At 71.3% G+C, this 19,923-nt stretch carries 17 protein-coding genes; 7 read left to right on the top strand and 10 right to left on the bottom strand.

The genetic code is table 11. The annotated features are described in order from the left end of the window. Complete coding sequence (locus QM728_RS07960; RefSeq protein WP_415031490.1) at positions 1-2,814, top strand: DEAD/DEAH box helicase; 2,814 nt, start codon at positions 1-3, stop codon at positions 2,812-2,814. Positions 2,815-2,894: 80 nt separating this feature from the next. Continuing rightward, the gene (locus QM728_RS07955) at positions 2,895-3,569 is read left to right on the top strand and encodes a DUF4333 domain-containing protein (RefSeq protein ID WP_415031489.1); all 675 of its coding nucleotides are present in this window, start codon (positions 2,895-2,897) and stop codon (positions 3,567-3,569) included. 6 nt (positions 3,570-3,575) lie between these two features. On the opposite strand, the gene QM728_RS07950 is transcribed toward QM728_RS07955, so the two are convergent. Then, positions 3,576-4,511, bottom strand: a complete 936-nt coding sequence (locus tag QM728_RS07950; protein WP_415032857.1) for a 5'-3' exonuclease — start codon at positions 4,509-4,511, stop codon at positions 3,576-3,578. Between the two features lie 69 nt (positions 4,512-4,580). Between QM728_RS07950 and QM728_RS07945 the strand changes: the two genes are divergently transcribed. After that, a complete protein-coding gene (locus tag QM728_RS07945; RefSeq protein ID WP_415031488.1) occupies positions 4,581-5,837 on the top strand; it encodes an MFS transporter in 1,257 nt (418 codons plus the stop codon). On the opposite strand, the gene QM728_RS07940 is transcribed toward QM728_RS07945, so the two are convergent. Then, a complete protein-coding gene (locus QM728_RS07940) occupies positions 5,789-6,562 on the bottom strand; it encodes a PIG-L family deacetylase (protein WP_415031487.1) in 774 nt (257 codons plus the stop codon). The two genes, QM728_RS07945 and QM728_RS07940, sit on opposite strands and share 49 nt — an antisense overlap. Before the next feature lie 67 nt (positions 6,563-6,629). Between QM728_RS07940 and htpG the strand changes: the two genes are divergently transcribed. Then, positions 6,630-8,579 carry a molecular chaperone HtpG gene (htpG, locus tag QM728_RS07935; protein ID WP_415031486.1) on the top strand — a complete coding sequence of 650 codons (1,950 nt, stop codon included), beginning with the start codon at positions 6,630-6,632 and terminating at the stop codon, positions 8,577-8,579. On the opposite strand, the gene QM728_RS07930 is transcribed toward htpG, so the two are convergent. Together QM728_RS07930 and QM728_RS07925 are read right to left on the bottom strand one after the other, a co-directional pair. Then, on the bottom strand, positions 8,580-9,515 hold the full coding sequence (locus tag QM728_RS07930; RefSeq protein WP_415031485.1) for a BadF/BadG/BcrA/BcrD ATPase family protein: 936 nt from the start codon (positions 9,513-9,515) through the stop codon (positions 8,580-8,582). Between the two features lie 2 nt (positions 9,516-9,517). Continuing rightward, a complete protein-coding gene (locus QM728_RS07925) occupies positions 9,518-10,348 on the bottom strand; it encodes a crotonase/enoyl-CoA hydratase family protein (protein ID WP_415031484.1) in 831 nt (276 codons plus the stop codon). Between the two features lie 113 nt (positions 10,349-10,461). Between QM728_RS07925 and QM728_RS07920 the strand changes: the two genes are divergently transcribed. Genes QM728_RS07920 through QM728_RS07910 form a run of 3 tightly spaced genes read left to right on the top strand, consistent with a single transcriptional unit; the run spans position 10,462 to position 12,963 of the window. Continuing rightward, positions 10,462-11,118, top strand: coding sequence for a PaaI family thioesterase (locus QM728_RS07920; RefSeq protein ID WP_415031483.1), 657 nt, complete (start codon positions 10,462-10,464; stop codon positions 11,116-11,118). Beyond that, positions 11,115-11,849 (top strand): VOC family protein, encoded by a 735-nt coding sequence (locus QM728_RS07915; RefSeq protein ID WP_415031482.1) that lies wholly within the window; start codon positions 11,115-11,117, stop codon positions 11,847-11,849. Before QM728_RS07920 ends, QM728_RS07915 begins: the two co-directional genes overlap by 4 nt. 34 nt (positions 11,850-11,883) lie before the next feature. Beyond that, positions 11,884-12,963 (top strand): LLM class flavin-dependent oxidoreductase, encoded by a 1,080-nt coding sequence (locus tag QM728_RS07910; RefSeq protein WP_415031481.1) that lies wholly within the window; start codon positions 11,884-11,886, stop codon positions 12,961-12,963. Here the strand turns inward: QM728_RS07910 and QM728_RS07905 are convergent. The 6 genes from QM728_RS07905 to pgl form a co-directional block, all read right to left on the bottom strand. Continuing rightward, the gene (locus QM728_RS07905; RefSeq protein WP_415031480.1) at positions 12,960-15,215 is read right to left on the bottom strand and encodes a heavy metal translocating P-type ATPase; all 2,256 of its coding nucleotides are present in this window, start codon (positions 15,213-15,215) and stop codon (positions 12,960-12,962) included. The genes QM728_RS07910 and QM728_RS07905 overlap by 4 nt on opposite strands. Positions 15,216-15,225: 10 nt before the next feature. Next, on the bottom strand, positions 15,226-16,113 hold the full coding sequence (locus QM728_RS07900; protein ID WP_415031479.1) for a heavy-metal-associated domain-containing protein: 888 nt from the start codon (positions 16,111-16,113) through the stop codon (positions 15,226-15,228). Between the two features lie 11 nt (positions 16,114-16,124). Beyond that, positions 16,125-16,334, bottom strand: a complete 210-nt coding sequence (locus QM728_RS07895) for a heavy-metal-associated domain-containing protein (protein WP_415031478.1) — start codon at positions 16,332-16,334, stop codon at positions 16,125-16,127. 64 nt (positions 16,335-16,398) lie between these two features. Then, positions 16,399-17,454 (bottom strand): NAD(P)-dependent alcohol dehydrogenase, encoded by a 1,056-nt coding sequence (locus QM728_RS07890; protein ID WP_415031477.1) that lies wholly within the window; start codon positions 17,452-17,454, stop codon positions 16,399-16,401. A gap of 6 nt (positions 17,455-17,460) precedes the next feature. After that, complete coding sequence (locus QM728_RS07885; RefSeq protein ID WP_415031476.1) at positions 17,461-19,104, bottom strand: long-chain fatty acid--CoA ligase; 1,644 nt, start codon at positions 19,102-19,104, stop codon at positions 17,461-17,463. Between the two features lie 71 nt (positions 19,105-19,175). After that, the gene (gene pgl / locus QM728_RS07880; RefSeq protein ID WP_415031475.1) at positions 19,176-19,922 is read right to left on the bottom strand and encodes a 6-phosphogluconolactonase; all 747 of its coding nucleotides are present in this window, start codon (positions 19,920-19,922) and stop codon (positions 19,176-19,178) included. Position 19,923 lies beyond the last annotated feature (1 nt).

Here is a 19,923-nt window from a genome sequence, read left to right as displayed (position 1 = left end):
ATGACGACCGGATCGCCCCCGAGCAGTGCCGACGTCGCGGGTGCCCTCTCCGATTTCACCGCGCGGCTCGACTTCTCGCTAGACGACTTCCAGCGGCGCGCCTGCGAGGCGCTGGCCGCCGGCCACGGCGTGCTCGTGTGCGCTCCCACCGGCGCCGGCAAGACCATCGTCGGCGAGTTCGCGGTGCACCAGGCGCTGGCCAGCGGAACCAAGTGCTTCTACACCACGCCGATCAAAGCGCTGAGCAACCAGAAGTTCCACGACCTCGTGGAGGTCCACGGCGCGGGCAACGTCGGCCTGCTCACCGGGGACAACTCGATCAATGCGGACGCGCCCGTCGTGGTGATGACGACCGAGGTCGTGCGCAACATGATCTACGCGGAGAGTCCGGCCCTGGACGGCCTGGCCTACGTCGTGATGGACGAGGTGCACTTCCTCGCCGATCGGTTCCGCGGTGCCGTCTGGGAAGAGGTGATCCTGCACCTGGACCCGTCGGTCCGCGTCGTGAGCCTGTCGGCGACGGTGTCGAACTCCGAGGAGTTCGGAGCGTGGATCCAGACGGTGCGCGGCGACACCACGGTCATCGTCGACGAGGTTCGCCCGGTGCCGCTCTGGCAGCACATGCTCGTCGGAAACCGGATCTTCGACCTGTACGACCGCAACTCGCTGGCCGCGGGTAAGTCCCAGGTCAATCCGGAGCTGACCCGCTACATCGCGCACCGCGACCTGCACACCACCGACGACCGCGACGATCGACGGGGTCGCGGTCGCGGCGGTCGGCAGCGGGGCCGCGGCGGCTCCGGCCGCCAGCGCAGTCGGGGCGGCCGGCCGCTCTCGCGCCCGGACATGGTCGTCCGCCTCGAGCGCGAGGGCCTCCTGCCGGCCATCGACTTCATCTTCTCCCGCGCCGGATGCGACGGCGCGCTGGCGCAGTGCATCCGGTCGGGCATCAACCTGCTCGACGACGAGCAGCGCGCGGCCGCGCTCGTCATCGCCGACCGGCACCTGGCCGAACTCTCCCCGGTCGACGCCGACGTGTTGGGCGCGGACCAATGGCGGCTCGGCATCAGCCGCGGCTTCGCCGCGCACCACGCGGGACTGCTGCCGACGTTCCGCCACGCGGTCGAAGAACTGTTCGCCGCCGGGTTGGTCCGCATGGTGTTCGCCACCGAGACGCTGGCGCTGGGCATCAACATGCCGGCCCGGTCGGTCGTGCTCGAGCGACTGGTCAAGTACAACGGCGAGGCGCACGTCGACCTCACCCCGGGCGAGTTCACCCAGCTGACCGGGCGCGCCGGCCGACGGGGCATCGACACCGAGGGGCACGCGGTCGTGGTGTGGACGCCCCAGCTGCAGGTGAACGAGGTCGCCGGCCTGGCCGGCGCGCGGACCTTCGCGCTGCGCAGCTCGTTCGCACCCGAATACAACATGGCGGTCAACCTGATCGAGCGCCTTGGCCAGGACGGTGCGCGCGAGTTGCTGTTGCGGTCGTTCGCCCAGTTCCAGGCCGACCGATCGGTTGTCGGGCGGGCGCGCAAACTCGACGCGCGGCGCCATGAACTGCGCAAGACCGATGGCGAACTGTCCCGCGCCGCGGCCGAGCGCGGCATCGACAACGCCGATGCCGACGGCGACTACTCGGGGTTCGTCGGCTACATGGAGCTGCGCGAAGACATCCGGCGGCGCGAGCGGGAACTCAAGTTCGCCCGTCGCGGGGACGTCCAGGTCGAGGTCGCCGAAGACCTGGCCGCCCTCAAGCGCGGGCAGATCATCGGGCTGTACGGCAACCGTCACCGCGGGGTCGCGGTCGTCGTCGAGGTCGCGGGCGACATCGTCGACCCGAAGCCCATGGTGCTGGCCGAGGACGGCTGGTGCGGCCGCGTCGGGGTCCGCGACTTCCTCAACCCGCCCGCGGTGCTGGGCAACATGCGCCTGGCCAAACAGATCGACCGACGGACCGGGCGCGGCCGGCGCGACCTCGCCAACGCGCTGCGCGCCACCGGCGTAAGTCTGCCCAAGGGCAAGCAGCGCAAGCGCGCCGCGGCCGCCGACGACCCGGAGCTGACCGCGCTGCGGGTGCGGTTGCGCGAGCACCCGGCACACAGCGCCACCGACGTCGACGACCTGGTCCGCCTGGCGCAGAAGCGCAACCGGCTGCTCCGCGAGGTGCGCGGACTGGAGGCCGAGATCGCTGAGCGGACCTCGGAGCTGAGCACCACCTTCGACCGGGTCGTCGCGGTCCTCGTCGAACTCGGCTACCTCGCCCGCTCCGCCGATGGCGAGGTGACCGTCACAGACGTCGGCCTGCGGTTGCGCTCGATCTACAGCGAGAGCGACCTCCTCGTCAGCGAGTGCCTGCGCGAGGGGGTGTGGGAGGACCTGTCCTTCGACGAACTGGCGGCCGTCGTGGCCAGCCTCGTCTACGCCTCGCGCCGGGACTCGGCCGCCGCCGCGGACCGCATGCCCGGTTCGGCGGCGCTGCGCGGCGCCCTCGCCGACACCACCAGGATCTGGCGCGACCTCGTCGGCGTCGAGACGCGGCACCGGGTGACGCCGACGCGCGAACCGGACACCGGGTTCTCCGTGGCCGTCGCGATGTGGGCCTCGGGTCGGTCGTTGACCGAATCCCTGATGGCCGCCGGGGATGCCGGCCAACTGCTGTCGCCCGGGGATTTCGTCCGGTGGAACCGCCAGGTCATCGACCTGTTGGATCAGATCGCCGGATGCGCCGGCCCCGGGGATCGCGTCGGCCGGACCGCCGTCGCCGCCATCAACGCCATTCGACGAGGTGTGGTCGCGGTCGAGATCGGTTGATGTGGGGTAGGTTGGGTGCCATCTGCTGCCGCGGCACGTCCGCGGCGCGCCGTGCCAGAGCCTGACGAGAGGGAGATGCCATGACCGAGCCGCAGGAGCCGCAGTCGGGTGACAACGCCACCGACCCGAGCGAAGAGGTGACCCAGGTCGTCCAGACGCCGTCGGCGGACGAGGTGACGCAGGTCGTCGAAAGCCCGGCCGCCCCCCAGCAGCAGTACCAGTACACGGTGCCCGGTGCGGCGCCGCAGCAGCCGGTCGCTCCGCCCGCGGGTCAGCCGGGCGTGCAGTACCCGGTGCCGCCGGGTGCCGCGGCCCCGCAGCCCGGCCAGCCGTACGGCGCCCCGCTGCAGCCGGGCCAGTACCCGCAGCCGGGCCAGCCGGGTCAGTTCCCGCCGGTCGGCCAGCCGTTCCCCGGTGCGCCCGCCAAGTCCGGCAATACCGGCAAGATCCTGACGATCTCGGGCCTGACCGTCCTCGCCATCGCCGCACTGCTGGCCATCACCGCCTTTTTCGTGCCGGGCTGGGCGCCCAAGAAGCTGTCGCAGGCCGGCGCCGAGAAGGGCGTCACCCAGATCCTCAAGAACGACTACCAGGTGCAGAACGTCTCCAACGTCCGTTGCCCCGCCGAGGCGCAGAAGGTGAAGAAGGGCGAGTCCTTCAGCTGCACGGTGACCGTCGACGGTCGACGTCAGCGCGTCACGCTCACCTTCATCGACAACAAGGGCGGCTTCGAGGTCGGCGCGCCGACCAGCTGACCGGGCTCAGGCCCAGTTCAGTGCTTCGCCCAGGCGGCGCAGCGATGACTCGACGCCGAGTTCGGCGCCCAGCGCGGTGAGAGCGGACGGGTCCGCCGGCCGTGCGGGCAGTGCGTCGCCGCCCTCCTCGACGACGTCGGCGTCGGTCTTGACGAACACCACGGTCCGCGCCGCCTGCAGATAGTCGGCCGACTCCTGCAGCGCGGCGGCCGCCCGGGGTTTCACCGCGGGGTCGCCACCGGCGGCGGCGCTCTCGAGGGCGTCGAGGCTGCCGAATTCGACGAGCAGCTTCGCCGCGGTCTTCTCGCCGATGCCCGGCACCCCGGGCAGGCCGTCCGACGGATCGCCGCGCAGCATCGACATCTCCGCGTAGTCGGTGCCGGCCCGCGCCGGCGACAGCCCGTACTTCTCGGCGACCTCGACCGGCCCCATCAACTGGGCCTTGGCCAGCCCCTGGCCGACGTACAGCACGCGGACCGGCACCGGATCGTCGGCGACGACCTGCAAGAGGTCGCGGTCGCCGCTGACCACGAGCACCGGATCGTCGGCCTCCGCGAACGCCAGGGTGCCGATCACGTCGTCGGCCTCGCACCCGGGAGCCCCGGCGGTTGCGATCCCCGCCGCCCGCAGCGCCGCCATGATCATGTCCACCTGCGGGGTCAGCGTGTCCGGCACCTCCTCGACGTCGCCGCCGGCGCCGGCCGGAGCGGCCTGCGCGACGCGGTGAGCCTTGTACGACGGGATCAGGTCCGTGCGGAAGGCCGGTCGCCAGTCCAGATCGAGGCACACGACCAGACGCGACGGTCGGTGGGCGGTGACGAGCGAGGAGATCGTGTCGAGAAACCCGCGGACGGCGTTCACCGGGCGCCCGTCCGGCGACGTCACCTTCTCCGGGATCGCATAGAACGAGCGGAACCACAGGCTTGCGCCGTCGAGCAGCATCAGGGAGGCCATGGCTCTCAGTGTGGCACGGCGCCGAACAGCCAATGGCCCGCGAGTAGCGTGGAGTCCATGGGATTGCGGGACTCGAGGATGTTCGCCTCGCTGTCGAACCGCAACTACCGGATCTACTTCGCCGGCGCCCTGGTCTCCAACATCGGCACCTGGATCCAGCGCGTCGCCCAGGACTGGCTGGTGCTGGAGTTGTCCCACGGTTCGGCGATGGCGGTCGGCCTCACGACCGCGCTGCAGTTCCTGCCCGCGCTGGTGCTGTCCCCGGTCGGCGGCCTGCTCGCCGATCGGATGGACAAGCGCCTGCTCCTGGCGATCACGCAGACCTGGATGGCGGTCTCCGCGGCGGTGCTCGGGCTCCTGGCCATCAGCGGGCACGCCCAGACCTGGCACGTCTACATCGTCGCCTTCGTGTTCGGCATCGGGGCGGCGGTCGACGTGCCAGCCCGCCAGTCCTTCGTCACCGAGGTGGCCGGTCAGGGGAACCTGACGAACGCGATCGGCCTGAACAGCGCCTCCTTCAACGCGGCCCGCCTCATCGGTCCGGGCATCGCCGGCCTCATCATCGGGGAGTGGGGCAGCGGGTGGGCCATTCTGACCAACGCGATCAGCTATGTGGCCATGCTGGCCGCACTCCTGCTGCTGCGTCCCGACCGCCTCAATCGGACCGAGCCCGTCGCGCGGGCCAAGGGCCAACTCCGCGAGGGGTTCCGCTACGTGGCCAGCCGGCCGGATCTGATGATCGCGCTGGGCGTGGGATTCGCCGTCGGCACCTTCGCCCTGAACTTCCAGCTCACCAACGCCGTGATGGTCAGCAAGGAGTTCGGCCTCGGCGCACAGTCCTACGGCTGGGCGGGATCGGCGATGGGAGTCGGCTCGCTGGCCGGCGCCCTGCTCGCCGCCCGCCGGTTTCGCGCGCCGGCGCTGCACTACGTCGTCGGCGCCGCGGTCGTGTTCTCGGTGCTGCTCGCGCTGCTCGGGTTCATGCCCACCTACCACGCGTACCTCGTCGCACTGCCGCTCGTCGGTCTGACGGGCCTGCTGACGATGACGGCCTGCAACATGTTCGTGCAGACCACCAGCGCCGCCGAACTACGCGGGCGCGTCATGGCGCTCTACGCGATGGTGATGATGGGCGGCACGCCGCTCGGCGCGCCGACGATGGGCTGGCTGGCCGAGACGTTCGGGCCGCGCGCACCCCTGATCGGCGGCGGGATCCTCTCGGTGGTGACCATCGCGGCGGTGGTCGTCGTGGTGCGGCTGACCGATCAGCCGAAGAGTGCGCGGCCGCCGGCGACCAAGTCCCTGCGCAGGTAGCACTCCCAGCCGAGGAGGGCCTCCCGCACCGGCTCGTCGAGCGCCCGGATCGCACGCAGTGTCCGGCTGCGCTCGAACTCGGTCCGATGCTGCTGCAGGGCGCGCCACTTGAGGTCGAGCACGCCGCGGACGTCGACCACCTCGTCGATACGGTCGTCGGGGCTGCCGAAGGCGAATGCGGGATCAGCGTCGGCGCCGCGGGCCGCCATCACCCGCTGCCAGGCACTGCCCGATCGTGACTCGCTCACCGTGACCAGGTAGACCGACGACACCTGCCACGCGGGCCCCGCGGCGGGGTAGAGGTGGCGCTCGGCGGCCGCCTCGGCAGCCGCCAGCGCGAGCCGGTGGGTGTGGATGTGGTCGGGGTGTCCGTAGATGCCGAACGCGTCGGTGGTGAGGATGACCTCCGGTCGCAGGTGCCGGATGTGCGCGGTGAGCTCGGCGACCTCCTCGTCGAACGGGGCGGCGACGAGGGCCGGGCGGTCGGCGGAATCGGCGACGCCGCCGTCGGCGTAGCCGAGCATGACCGGTTCACGGTCGACCCCGAGGGCCCGCAGCGCGTCGACGAGCTCGAGGTGTCGGGGCTTGCCGGGCGCCCAGGTCGTCGTCACGAGGTCGACGACGGCGCCGTCGGCGCGGAGCCGGGCCATCGTGCCGCCGGTCCAGATCGTCTCATCGTCCGGATGTGCTTGGACGCACAGCACACGCGGCGGCGACGGGGACATGGCCCCAGCATAGGCAGGCTTACAATGTGCCGCGAAACCACAGCGACGGAGAGGAGAACCCACGCCCATGGCCACCGCACGATCCGATGCCCCCGAGACCCGCGAGTTCCAAGCCGAGACGCGGCAACTGCTCGACCTGATGGTGCACTCGGTCTACTCGAACAAAGACAGCTTCCTGCGCGAGTTGGTGTCCAACTCCTCCGACGCCCTCGACAAGCTGCGCCTGGAGTCGTTGCGCGACAAGGACCTCGACGTCGACACCGACAACCTGCGGATCACGCTGACGCCCGGCTCCGACGGTGACGTGCGCACGCTGGTCGTCGCCGACAACGGCATCGGGATGTCGCGCGAGGAAGTCGTGGACCTGATCGGAACGTTGGCGAAGTCGGGGACCGCCGACCTGCGGCGCAAGCTCGTCGAGGCCAAGGACGCGGCCTCGTCGGAGGCACTCATCGGGCAATTCGGCATCGGCTTCTATTCGACGTTCATGGTCGCCGACAAGGTCGTGCTCGTGACCCGCAAGGCGGGGGAGTCCACGGGGACGCGGTGGGAGTCGACCGGCGACGGCACCTACACGTTGGAAACCGTCGACGACGCGCCGCAGGGCACCAGCGTCACGCTCACCCTCAAGCCCGCCGACGACGAGGACCACCTGCACGACTACGCGGACCCGGCGCAGCTGCGCGCCCTGGTGAAGCGCTACTCGGACTTCATCAGCTGGCCGATCCAACTGCCCGGCACCCCCGGCGAAGACCAGGCGGTCGAGTGGGAGACGCTCAACTCCGGCAAGGCGCTGTGGGCCCGACCGCGCGACGAGGTCTCCGACGACGAGTACGCCGAGTTCTATCGTCACGTCGCCCATGCCTGGGACGCCCCGCTGGAGGTGATCTCGGTCAAGGCCGAGGGCACCTTCGAGTACGAGGCACTGCTGTTCCTGCCCACCCAGCCGCCGCTGGACATGTTCGCGCCGCAGGGTCGCGGCGGGATCCACCTCTACGTCAAGCGCGTCTTCATCATGGATGACGCGGACCTGCTGCCCGAGTACCTGCGGTTCGTCAGCGGCGTCGTCGATGCCGCTGACCTGTCGCTCAACGTCTCCCGGGAGATCCTCCAGCAGGACCGGCAGATCCGCGCGATCCGCCGGCGCCTCACGAAGAAGGTCATCGCCACGGTCGGGGACCTGCGCGCCGGCCGCCCCGACGACTACCGCACCTTCTGGACCGCCTTCGGCCGCGTGTTCAAGGAGGGGCTCGTCAATGATCCCGACAACCGCGAGGCCATCCTCAAGGCGAGCGTGTTCGCGTCCACCAACGCCGATGCCGACGACGCCACGGGCGGCCTGACGACGCTCGCCGACTACCTCGGCCGGATGAAGCCGGGCCAAGAGGCGATCTATTACATGACCGGCGAATCGCAGCAGCAGATCCGCAATTCGCCGCACCTGGAGGCCTTCACCGCAAAGGGCGTCGAGGTGCTCACCCTGGCCGACCCGGTCGACGAGGTGTGGGTGGACGCGGTCGGCGAGTTCGACGGCCACCGATTCGTCTCCATCGCCAAGGGCAGCGTCGACCTCGACGCCGTCGGGTCCGACGAGGACAAGGCCGCCGCGGCCGAGGAGCTGGCCAAGCAGTCCGCGGAGTACGCCGACCTGCTGTCCTGGCTCGGCGAGGTGCTGGGCGAGGACATCACCGAAGCGCGCCTGTCGTCGCGACTCACCGATTCCGCGGCCTGCCTGGTGGGCGACGAGTTCTCGATGTCGCCGCAGTTGGAGAAGCTCTACCGCGCCTCGGGCCAACCGGTGCCGCACGTCAAGCGGGCGTTGGAGTTGAACCCCGCGCACCCGCTGGTGGGCGCCCTGCGCTCGGCGGTCGCCGACGAGAAGGCGCGCGCCGACCTGGTGCCGACCGCAGAACTGCTCTACGGGCTGGCCCTGCTGGCCGAGGGCGGCGACCTCAAGGACCCGGCCGGATTCGCCAAGACCCTGGCCGACGCGCTGGGCGCGCAGCTCGGCGGATAGTCAGGCGCCGGCGTAGGCGACCAGCGGCGCGATCGGGTGGTCGGCCGGCAGGTCCAGCAGTAGCGAGGCGCCGTCGAGCGGGATACCGTAGGGCTCGGCCGTCGTGACCCCGGGGTGGGCCCCGGTGACCAGTTCGCAAAACTTGGCCCGCAGACGCGGATTCGTGGTGACGACCTTGCCCATCCAGCTGACCCGCCACTTGTCGCCGCTGCGCCACCCGGCGCCCCGCAACGCGGCGCCGATGGAGGTGGCCAGTTCGGCGGCGGCGCCGTCGAGGATGCCGCGGGCGACCTCGTCGCCGGCGTCGGCGGCCGCCGCGACCACCTTCGCGAAACCGGCGGTGCGACGCACGCGCAACGGATCGGCCTGCACGACCATGTAGATCTCCGGCAGCGCGCCGAACTCCTTCTCGGCCAAGCCGGTGAGGGAGGTTGTCGGGCCCCGGCCGTCGAAGGCGCGCAGTGCAGCCGCCACGCCCTGGCGGCCGATCCAGTAGCCGCTGCCGTCATCGCCGAACATGCCCCAGCCGTCCACCTTGGCCGTCGCGGTGCCCGAGCCGAGGGTCACGACCCCGGTGCCCGCCGCCACCACGGCACCCGGCTCCAGCCGGTTGGCCGCGAGGAAGGAGGTGACCGAGTCGTGCGCCAGGGCGACGCGGGTCACGCCGAGTTTGGCGCTGGCGGTCAACAGCTCGTCGGGCCGGGTGGCCCCCGGCGTCAGACCCGAGACCCCGGCGGCGAGCTCGGCGTCGGGGAGGGTGCGCCCCTGCAGCGCGCTGGCCACGATGTCGGCGACCTGCGGCACCACGGGCTGGTCGGTGCGGACGCCCGGCAGCTCGACGACGACCGGATCGCCGGCCGTGTGATCGCTGATCCGCACACGCGCGCCGGTCTGGCCGCAGTCGATGGCGAGGCGGGGACGCCCGGGGCTCGTCACGACTACCTGCCCTGGAACTTCGGCGGGCGCTTCTCGAACACGGCGCCGGTGGCCTCGGTGAGGTCCTCGCTCGGCAGGAACGCGGCGTTCCACGCGGCGACGTAGCGCAGCGAGTCCTCGATCTGGGCGCGCCGGGTGTGGTCCAGCACGGTCTTGGTGCCCTGGACGACCAGGGGCGGCAGGTCGGCGATCTCGCGCGCCGCCGCCCGTGCCCCGGTGAGCAGGGCGTCCCGGTCGGCGAACACGTCGTTGACCAGGCCGATCTGCTCGGCTCGTGCGGCGTCGATGTCCTTGCCGGTCAGCGCGAGCTCGCGCACGTGCCCGTCGCCGATGATGCCGCCGAGTCGGGCTAGCGAGCCCATGTCGGCGACGATGGCCACGCGCACCTCGCGGACCGAGAACTGGGCGTCGGCACTGGCGTAGCGGATGTCCGCCGCCGAGATCAGGTCGACGCCGCCGCCGATGCACCAGCCCGCCACGGCGGCGATGACCGGCTTGCGGCAGTCGGCGACGGCGTTGATGCCGGCTTGCATCCGCTTGATGGTGTCGTGGAACTCGGTGCGCGGTCCGGCCTTGGCGCCGTCGGAGAGGACCTTCCCGAAATCACCGGCCATCGCGGCCAGGTCGAGGCCGTACGAGAAGTGTTTGCCGGCGCCGGTCAGCACGGCCGCCCGGACGCCGGGGTCGGTGTCCAACGCGCCGAACAGCGGCACCAACTCGCTCCAGAAGTCCGGTCCCATGGCGTTGCCCTTGCCGGGGCCGATCAGGGTCACCTCGGCGATGTGGTCGGCGACCTTGACGTCGAACGCCTTCCATTCCTGCACGTATGTCATGCCTCGTAACGCTACCCGGTGAGATCGACGGGATAGTGCCGACGCCGCGCAGCAGAGTTGTAACGTGTTCTAGAAATGCGGCCCGTTGCAACGGGCGCGGAGGAAGGCGAGAGATGTCGGTATTCGAGGGGCACCGGTCGGACCCGAAGACGCCCGAGGAGATCGAGGCGGAGGCGCAGCTCTTCGGCCCGGTCACCCAGGCGGTGCGCGGGTTGATCGACGCGACGGTGATGACCGATGCCGACCCGGCGGACATCGAGCGCGCGCGGGCCCTGGTCGACGAGGCCGCGGCGCTGTTGAACTCGCGGCGCATGGCCGCGCCGTTCGGGGTGGCGTGGAACGCCGACGGCTCGCGCCGATCGTGGGGCAACGCCGTCGTCGGGCTCCGGAACCCGATCGCGCCGCCGCTGGTCGTGCACCACGACGACGGGGTGGCGTGGGCCGAGGCCGAGCTCGGCCCGGCCTATGAGGGCCCGCCCGGCCTCGTGCACGGCGGAATCGTTGCCCTCCTCCTCGACCAGGTGCTCGGCGCCGCCGCCGACCACGCGGGCGTGCCCGGCATGACCGGCACACTCACCGTCCGCTACCGCAAGGGCACCCGGCTCGGGCCGGTGCGCGCCGAGGCCCGCGTCGACCGGGTGGAGGGCGTCAAGACCTTTGCCGTTGGTCACGTGCAGACGCCCGACGGGCTGTGCGCGGAGGCCGAGGGCATCTTCGTCCTCCCCAAAGAGGTGCGCGACCTCGGCGAGAAACTGGGCCGCCCGCAATGACCGGGCCGAGCGCGGTCGTGCTGCTGCCGGTCGGCGCTCCCGAGCGGTCTTGCGCGGCCTACGCCCGGCTACTCGGCGCGGGGACGGGCGACGGCGCGGCCCATCAGTGGCAGGTCGGCACCACCCGGCTGGTCCTGTGCGCGGGGGACAGTCAGCCACGCCTGTTGGTGCCCGCCGCCGAACTCGTCGGGCACGGGGCTGATGGCTTTGCCGCGGCGCAGAAGCTCTTGCGCCGCCGGTCCTGCGCGGTCGACCCGGTCGCCACGGTCGGCGGTGCCCCGACGGCGGTGGCCGCGGACCTGCCCGTCGGACTGATCGACGCCGCCGCACTCGACCACGTGCCCGCCGTCGACGGCGACCTCGTCGCACTCGACCATGTCGTCATGGCCAGCGGATCGCGGGACCGCGCCCTGGCGCTGTTCGCGGCGGTGCTCGGCTTCGACTTCCGACTCGAGCAGAAGCTCGACCTGCCCAAACTGGGGACCGTGCACCAACTGTTCCTGCGTGGCGCCGGAACGATCGTGGAGGTGTTGGTCGACGGGCCGGGCGACGCGCCGATCGGACTGTGGGGCCTCGCGTGGGCGAGTGGGGACCTCGACGCCACCCACGCGCGCCTGGCGGCGGCGGGCGTCGCCCTCAGCCCCATCCGCAGCGGGAACAAGCGCGGCACCCGGGTGTTCACCGTCCGCGACGACGACCTCGTCGTGCCGACGATCGTCATCGGGGCCTAGGAATCAGGCGACGCACTACATGGTTGTGCCAGACATGGAATCCTCGTTCGACCCCACGATCGTCGCCGGACCGGAAATCGAGCTCGGCCTGGACACCTTCGGCGACATGAGCGTTGGGGAGGACGGGCGACCGCTGACCGGCGCGCAGGTCCTGCGCGACGTCGTCGAGGAGGCGGTCCTCGCCGACGAACTCGGCGTCGACTTCATCGGCCTGGGGGAGCACCACCGGGACGACTACGCCATCAGCGCACCCGACGTCGTCCTCGCGACGATCGCCGGCAAGACCGGCCGCATCCGCCTCGGCAGCGCCGTCACGGTCCTGAGCTCGGACGATCCGATCCGCGTCTACGAACGCTTCGCCACGCTCGACGCGCTCTCCGACGGTCGCGCCGAGGTGATCCTGGGGCGCGGTTCGTTCACCGAGTCGTTCCCGCTGTTCGGCTACGACCTCGCCGACTACGAGATGCTGTTCGACGAGAAGCTCGACCTGTTCGCGCGGCTGCGCACCGGGGAACCGGTCACCTGGTCCGGTTCGCACCGGCCGCCGTTGACCGCCCAGCACGTGTATCCGAAGACCGAGTCCGGCCTGGTCGCGTGGATCGGTGTCGGCGGCAGTCCGGAGTCGGTGGTGCGGTCGGTGACCCACCAGATCCCGATGATGCTCGCGATCATCGGCGGCGCACCGGGCCGATTCCGCCAATACGTCGACCTCTACCGCCGCGCGCAGGTGCAGCTGGCGCCCGAAACCGGGCAGACGGCGGCGATGCCGCTCGGCGCCCACTCGCCCGGACATCTCGCCGACACCGACGAGCAGGCCATCGACGAGTATTGGCCGCACTACCGCCGGATGAACGACCGCATCGGCCGGGAGCGCGGTTGGCCGCCGGCGACGAAGGACAAGCTGATCGCCGAGGCGCGCACCGGATCGCAGTACGTCGGCTCGCCGGAGACGGTGGCGCGAAGAATCGCCGACACCGCGCGGACCCTGGGCCTGACCCGGTTCGACTTCAAGTACGCGTCCGGGCCGATGCCGCACGCCACGCTGATGCACAGCATCGAGCTGTACGGCACCCGCGTCATCCCGCTGGTCCGCGACCTGCTCGCCGCGGACTAACCCTTGAAGCGCCGCAACCGCAGGCTGTTGGCGACGACGAACACGCTGGAGAACGCCATCGCCGCGCCGGCCAGCATCGGGTTGAGCAGCCCGAGCGCGGCCAGCGGGATCGCGGCGACGTTGTAGGCGAAGGCCCAGAACAGGTTCTCCTTGATCGTCCGCAGCGTCGCGCGCGAGAGCTTGATGGCCTTCGGCACTCCCCGGAGGTCGTCGTTGACCAGGGTGATGTCGGAGGCCTCGATCGCCACATCGGTGCCCGCGCCCATCGCCAGCCCGAGGTCGGCCTGGGCGAGCGCGGCGGCGTCGTTCACGCCGTCCCCGACCATGGCGACCACCTTGCCCTTGGCCTGCAGGTCGGCGATGGTCGCCACCTTCTCGGCGGGCACCACCTCGGCGATCACCTCGTCGATGCCGACCGCTGCGCCGACGGTCCGCGCCACCGCGGCGTTGTCGCCGGTGAGCAGGATCGGCGACAGGCCCAGGTCCTTGATCTGCCGCACCGCCTCCGTGCTGGTCGGTTTGATGGAATCGGCGACGCCCAGCAAGCCGGCCGGCTTCCCGTCGATGCCGACGGCCACCACCGTCTGGCCCTCCTCCTGGGCCGCGGTGAACGCCGCGGCGAGGTCGTCGGGGAGTGCGATGGACCAATCGGCGAGCAGTGCCGGGCGGCCGATGACGACGGCCTTGCCGTCGACGACGCCCTGGACGCCGTTGCCGGCGAGGTTGGCGAAGCCCTCGGGCGTCGGCAGGTCGCCGACCTCCGCGCGGGCGCCCCGCGCGATGGCGGCGCCGATGGGGTGTTCGCTGGCGTCCTCGACAGCGCCGGCGGCGCGCAGCAGCTCGCCGCGGTCGAACCCGGGGGCGGGCAGGACGTCGGCCAGCGCCATGTCGCCGGTGGTGACGGTCCCGGTCTTGTCCATCACGATCGTGTCGATCTGCCGGGTCGACTCCAAGGTCTCGGGCCCCTTGATCAAGATGCCCAGCTGCGCGCCGCGCCCGGTGCCGACCAGCAGGGCGATCGGCGTCGCCAGGCCCAGGGCGCACGGGCAGGCGATGATCAGGACGGCGACGGCCGCGGTGAACGCCGCCGTCGGACCGGCGCCGGCGCCGAGCCACACGCCGAGCGTCGCGACCGCGATGCCGATGACGATGGGGACGAACACCCCGGCGATCCGATCGGCGAGCCGGGCCACGGGTGCCTTCCCGGACTGGGCCTGGGTGACCAGCCGCGCCATGCTGGCGAGCGTCGTATCCTCGCCGACCCGGGTGGCGCGGACGACCAGCCGGCCGCCCGCGTTGACCGTCGCGCCGGTCACCGTCGAATCCGGGCCCACCTCGACGGGGACCGACTCGCCGGTGAGCATTGATTCGTCGACGGCGGACGTGCCGCTGACGACGACCCCGTCGGTCGCGACCTTCTCGCCCGGTCGGACGACGAACTCGTCGCCGACCGCCAGATCCTCGATGGGGATGCGTTCTTCGGTGCCGCCCCGCAGCACCGCCACGTCCTTCGCGCCGAGGTCGAGCAGGGCCCGCAGCGCCGCGCCGGCGTCGCGCTTGGCGCGCTTCTCGAAGTAGCGCCCGGCGAGGACGAACATGATGACCCCGGCCGCCGCCTCCAGGTAGATGTGCGACGTGCCGTCGCCGCGCTCGACGGAGAAGGAGAACGGGTGCTTGAGCCCCGGTTGCCCGGCGGTGCCGAAGAACAGGGCGTACAGCGACCACAGGAAGGCCGATAGCGTGCCGACGGAGACCAGCGTGTCCATCGTCGCGGCCCCGTGGCGCAGGTTGATCCAGGCGGCGCGGTGGAACGGCCATCCGGCCCAGATGACGACCGGGGCCGCGAGGGTCAGGCTGGCCCACTGCCAGTAGGTGAACTGCCAGGCCGGGACCATCGCCATCGCGATCACCGGCACCGAGAGCACGACGGCGCCGATCAGTCGGTTGCGCAGCGCGGTGAGCTCGGCATCGCCCTCGGCGGCGGGCTCGACGTCCTCGTCGTCGGCGCGCCGCTTGGGCGGCTCGGGCAGGCGGGCCGTGTAGCCCGTCTTCTCGATCTCGGCGATCAGGGCGGCGGGATCGAGGCCCGCCGGTGTGGCCACGTGGGCGGTCTCGGTCGCGTAGTTGACCTCGGCGGTGACCCCGTCGAGCTTGTTGAGCTTGCGCTCGATGCGGTTGGCGCAGGACGCGCAGGTCATGCCGCCGATCGCGAGGTCGACGGTCGTGGTGTCGCTGTCGGATGCGGTGGTCATGGATCTCCGGTCAGTGTTGGGCGTCGAGGACGAATGTCGCGGTGTGCACCTGGCCGTCGACCTGGAAGTCGAGGTAGGCGAGATAGCGACCGGCCGAGGGTGCGCCGGCGTGGAACGACACGTCCGAGCCCGTCGAACCCATGGGGTGGACGTGGGTGTAGGCGAGGTCGCCCGCCCGCAGGAGCACCAGGTGGCCCATCGCGCCGAGGTACGGCTGCAGCGCCACCTGGGCGCCGCCGCGGCGGACCTGTGCGGTGAGCATCGACGACCCGCCGTTGTCCAGGTTTCCGTCGAGGGTGACGGTGAACCCGTCGACGACGGCGGTGCGATTCAGGACCGGGGTGACCGGGTCGAAGTCCCCGGCGACCTCCAGGGTGCTGGACAGGACCAGCGGCGCGGCGCCGTCGCGGTCGCCGGGCACGAAGTCGGCGAAGACGCAGTAGGTGCCGCCGGCGGGTGCGCGCCAGTCGACGCTCCACTTGCCGGCCGCATCCCGCTGCGGGTGGACGTGGGCGAAGTGGGCGCCGTCGGAGCGCACGATGATCAGGTGCAGCTGCTTCTCGTGGGAGTCGGTGAACCGTGTCAGCGCGCCCCCGTTGGCGCCGGTGACGGTGAAGGTGACCGGTCCGGCCTCGCCCGCCCGCGCGGGGCCACTCAACTCGGTGAGGCGGTAACCGTCGGCGGTGCTGGTGGTGCCCAGTGCGGCCGCGCCGGCCGCGCCGGCCGCGGGATCATCGTGACCGGCGTGGTCATCGTGCCCGGCATGCCCGCCGTGCGCCGATGCGGTGGCGGAGACCCCGGACTGGTCGGGCACGAGGTAGCGCCCGACGAGCAGGGCAGCGCCGAACACGGCGATCAGCCCGACGGCGAACAGCGACAGGCGCGCGGGGGCGTTCACGGCCGGTCCGCTCAGGCCGGGCTGGCGCTGTAGCCGGCCTCGGTGACGGCGGCCAGGACGGCCTGATCGTCGATGGGGCCGTCGGCGGTGACGGTCAGCTCGCCCGACTTGGCGCTGACGTCGACGCCGGTCACGCCGGCGATCTCGCCGACCTCTTCGCGCACGGACGTCTCGCAGTGCCCGCAGGTCATCCCGGTGACGGTGTACTTTGCTGTGCTCATACCCCGAAACTATACCCTAGGGGGGTATAGCGCAAGGTGTTCCGCGACACGGTGTGAGCCGCGGTCACGGCACCAGGATCGCGCGGCCGGGCAGCGTGCCGGCCTCCAGGTCGGCGAAAGCCTTCGCGTAGTCGTCCAGTCGATAGTCGGTCGTCTCGACGTGGATCAATCCGCGCCGGGCGAGGGCCACGACCTCGTCCAGGTCGGCGCGCGTCCCGCCGTACGAGGTCTGCACGGTCACGCCCCACGGGACCGCGTTGACCCCGTTGAGCGTGTAGGCGAAGGAACCGCCGCCCAGGCCCGCCAGACGCAGGTGCCCCTCGGGCGCGACCGTCTTGGTCGCGAGGTCCACGGTGGCGTCGACGCCGGCGAAATCGAACACCACGTCGGCGCCGAAACCCTCGGTCTCGTCCAAGATCCGGGCCGCGGTCTGGTCGTCGGCGAGCAGGGCCAGGTCGGCGCCGAGGCGGGTGGCCTGCTCGACCTTCGCCGGATTCGCGTCCACCGCAATGATCCGGGCGGCGCCGACCGCGCGCAGGATCTGCAGCGCCATGTGGCCGAGTCCGCCCAATCCGATGACGACGACGGTGGCGCCGCCGTCGAGTCGGCCGCGCACCGTGTTGATCGCGTGCATCGGGGTGACCGCGGCATCGGCCAGCGGCGCGATCCCGTGGGGGTCCAGGGCCGGCAGCGGGCCACCGTCGAGCGGTACGACGTGGCGCACGTCGGCGACGAGGTAGTCCGCCATCGTGCCGTCCGGCCCCAACCCGGGCGTGGTGGGGAACATCCAGCGCGTCCCGTTCACCTGACAGGCGTTCGACCGGCCCTGCACGCACTGCCGGCAGTGGCCGCAGGACCACAGCAGGTCGATGATGACCGGTTGTCCCTCGCGCACCGCGGTCACCCCGGTGCCGAGCGCGTCGACGTGGCCGGCACCCTCGTGGCCGATGGTGATGCCGTGGAAGGGCGAGCCCTCCGCGCCGGCCGCCATGATGGTGACGTCCGAGTGGCACAGCCCGGCCCCGGCGATCTTGACCCGCACCTGGCCGGGCCCCGGCTCGGGCACCGGCACTTCCCGGAGCTCGAGCCGGTTGGTGTCGACGAGCTTGAGTGCGCGCATCACGGGTCAGTCGCGGATCTCGACGACGTCGTACGCGCCATCGGCGTACTCGGCGCGGATGCGCTTCTTGTCGAACTTGCCGACCGACGTCTTGGGCACCTCGGTGACGAACGCCCAGCGCTCGGGCAACTGCCAGCGCGGCACCGACTCGGCGAGGTGGGCGCGCAGTTTCGCCGGATCGGCGTCGGCCTCGTTGCCGACGACGGCGAGCACGAACGGGCGCTCGTCCCATTTATCGTCCGGCACGGCGACGACGGCGGCCTCGGTGACCGCCGGGTTGGCCATGATGGTGTTCTCCAACTCGACCGAGGAGATCCACTCGCCGCCGGTCTTGATTAGGTCCTTGGTGCGGTCGACGATCGTCATGAAGCCGTCCGGCGTGATCGAGGCGACGTCGCCGGTGCGCAACCACCCGTCGACGAACTTGTCCGGATCGACCGCCGGCCCGTCCGGCGAGTAGTAGGCACCGGTGATCCACGGCCCGCGGACCTGCAGCTCGCCGAAGGCCTCGCCGTCCCACGGCAGCTCCTTGCCCTCGTCGTCCATGATGCGGGCGTCCACGGAGGCGGGGAAGCGGCCCTGCGTCACGCGGTAGGCGAAGATCTTCTCCTCGTCGTCGACGCCGAACGGCGGCCGGGCGACGGTGCCGAGCGGGGAGGTCTCGGTCATGCCCCAGGCGTGCACGATGCGGGTGCCGAACTCGTCGAACTGCTTGATCATCGACGGCGGCACCGCGGCACCGCCGACGACGACCTCGCGCAGGTGGCTGATGTCCTGCGGTGCGGCGGCCAGCTGGGCGGCCACACCCTGCCAGATCGTCGGCACGGCGGCGGCGAACGTCGGCTTGGCCGCCGCCATGATCGCCAGCAGCGGCTCGGGCTGCAGGAAGCGGTCCGGCATGACCAGCGTCATGCCGTTCATCATCGCGGCGAAGGGCAGGCCCCACGACATCACGTGGAACATCGGCACGATCGCGAGGACGGAGTCGCTGTTGCCCAGCGCCATGCCCGACGTCGAGTTGACCTGCATCGAGTGCAGCCAGATGCTGCGGTGGCTGTAGACGACGCCCTTCGGGTCACCGGTGGTGCCCGAGGTGTAGCACATGACGGCCGCGTCCTTTTCGTCGATCTCCGGCCACTCGTACGTCGTCGACTCGCCCTTGATCAGGTCGTCGAAGGCGTGCACGGCGATGCCGTCCGGTGCTTCGAAGGCGTCGGCGGGGCCGTTGGTGACGATCACGTGCTCGACCTTCGGCGTCGCCTTGACGTACTGCGCGAGCATCGGCGCGATCGAGGCGTCGACGAGAATGACCTTGTCCTCGGCGTGGTTGATGATGAACACCGCCTGCTCGGGCGAGAGGCGCAGGTTGAGCGTGTGCAGGACCGCACCCATCGCGGGCACCGCGCCGTAGGCGATCTGGTGCTCGTTGTTGTTCCACATGAAGGTGGCGACGCGGTCGCCACGCCCGATGCCGAGCTTGGCCAGCGCGTGGGCCAACTGGGCGCTGCGATCGCCGAGTTCCGCATACGACATGGGCCGCAACTCGGTGCCGGTCCAGGTCGTCACCCCCGCCTCGGGGAAGGTTTTGCGGCTGTACTCCACCAGCCGGGCGATGGTGAGCTCGCCGGTCTGCATGGTCGATGCGATCACAGGGATGGCCTCCTCGTCGGGGTTGTGTGACTCAACCTACCCCCGACGGGCCCGCCCGCGAGGCCGTCCCGCTAGATGTTCGCGGCGGCTTTGCGATCCAGGAACCAGACCGTGTCGACGGTGCCGTGCGCACCCGCGCACGGCCAGTCCGCCGCATCGGCCCCGTGGACCCCGGCGGCGACCGCTTCGGCCTTGTCGGCGCCCGCGACGAGGAACCACACGTGGCGCGACGAGTTCACCGCGGGCAGCGTCAGACTGATGCGCCGCGGCGGCGGTTTGGGCGAATCGAGCACCGGCACGACGGTCCTCGTCCGCTCCGCCACTGCGGGCGTGTGCGGGAACAGCGAGTTGATGTGGCCCTCGCCGCCCATGCCGAGGAGGTGGACGTCGAATACCGCGCCATCGGGCCCCGCGTCGAGCCCGTCGATCAGCTTCTCGTACGCGGCCGCGGCGGCGTCGATGTCGTCGCCGAACTCGCCGTCGGACGGCGCCATCTCGAAGACTTGCGCGCCGGCGGCGTCCGGGTCGTCGAGCAGAGCCGCGCGCGCCTGGCCGACGTTGCGGTCGGCGTCGTCGGCGGGGACGAAGCGGTCGTCGCCGAAGTACAGGTGCAGCGCGGGGAAGTCGATCTCGTCGGCCCGGCCGACGAGGGCCTGCAGGAGTGCGATCCCGTTGCTGCCGCCGGTGAGGACGACGCGGGCGATGCCGCGGTCGCGCTGGGCCTGCGCGATGGTGGCGACCAGGCGGTCGGCGGCAGCGGCGACCAGGTCGGCCGCCGAGTCGTGGACCCGGGTCTCGGGGGTCGGTGTCGTCGGCATC

The organism is Gordonia sp. (in: high G+C Gram-positive bacteria) (assembly GCF_047602025.1).
Classification (GTDB): Bacteria; Actinomycetota; Actinomycetes; order Mycobacteriales; family Mycobacteriaceae; genus Gordonia.
The sequence above is the reverse complement of the archived record's forward strand: the minus strand, read 5'-3'. Positions and strand labels throughout refer to the sequence as shown.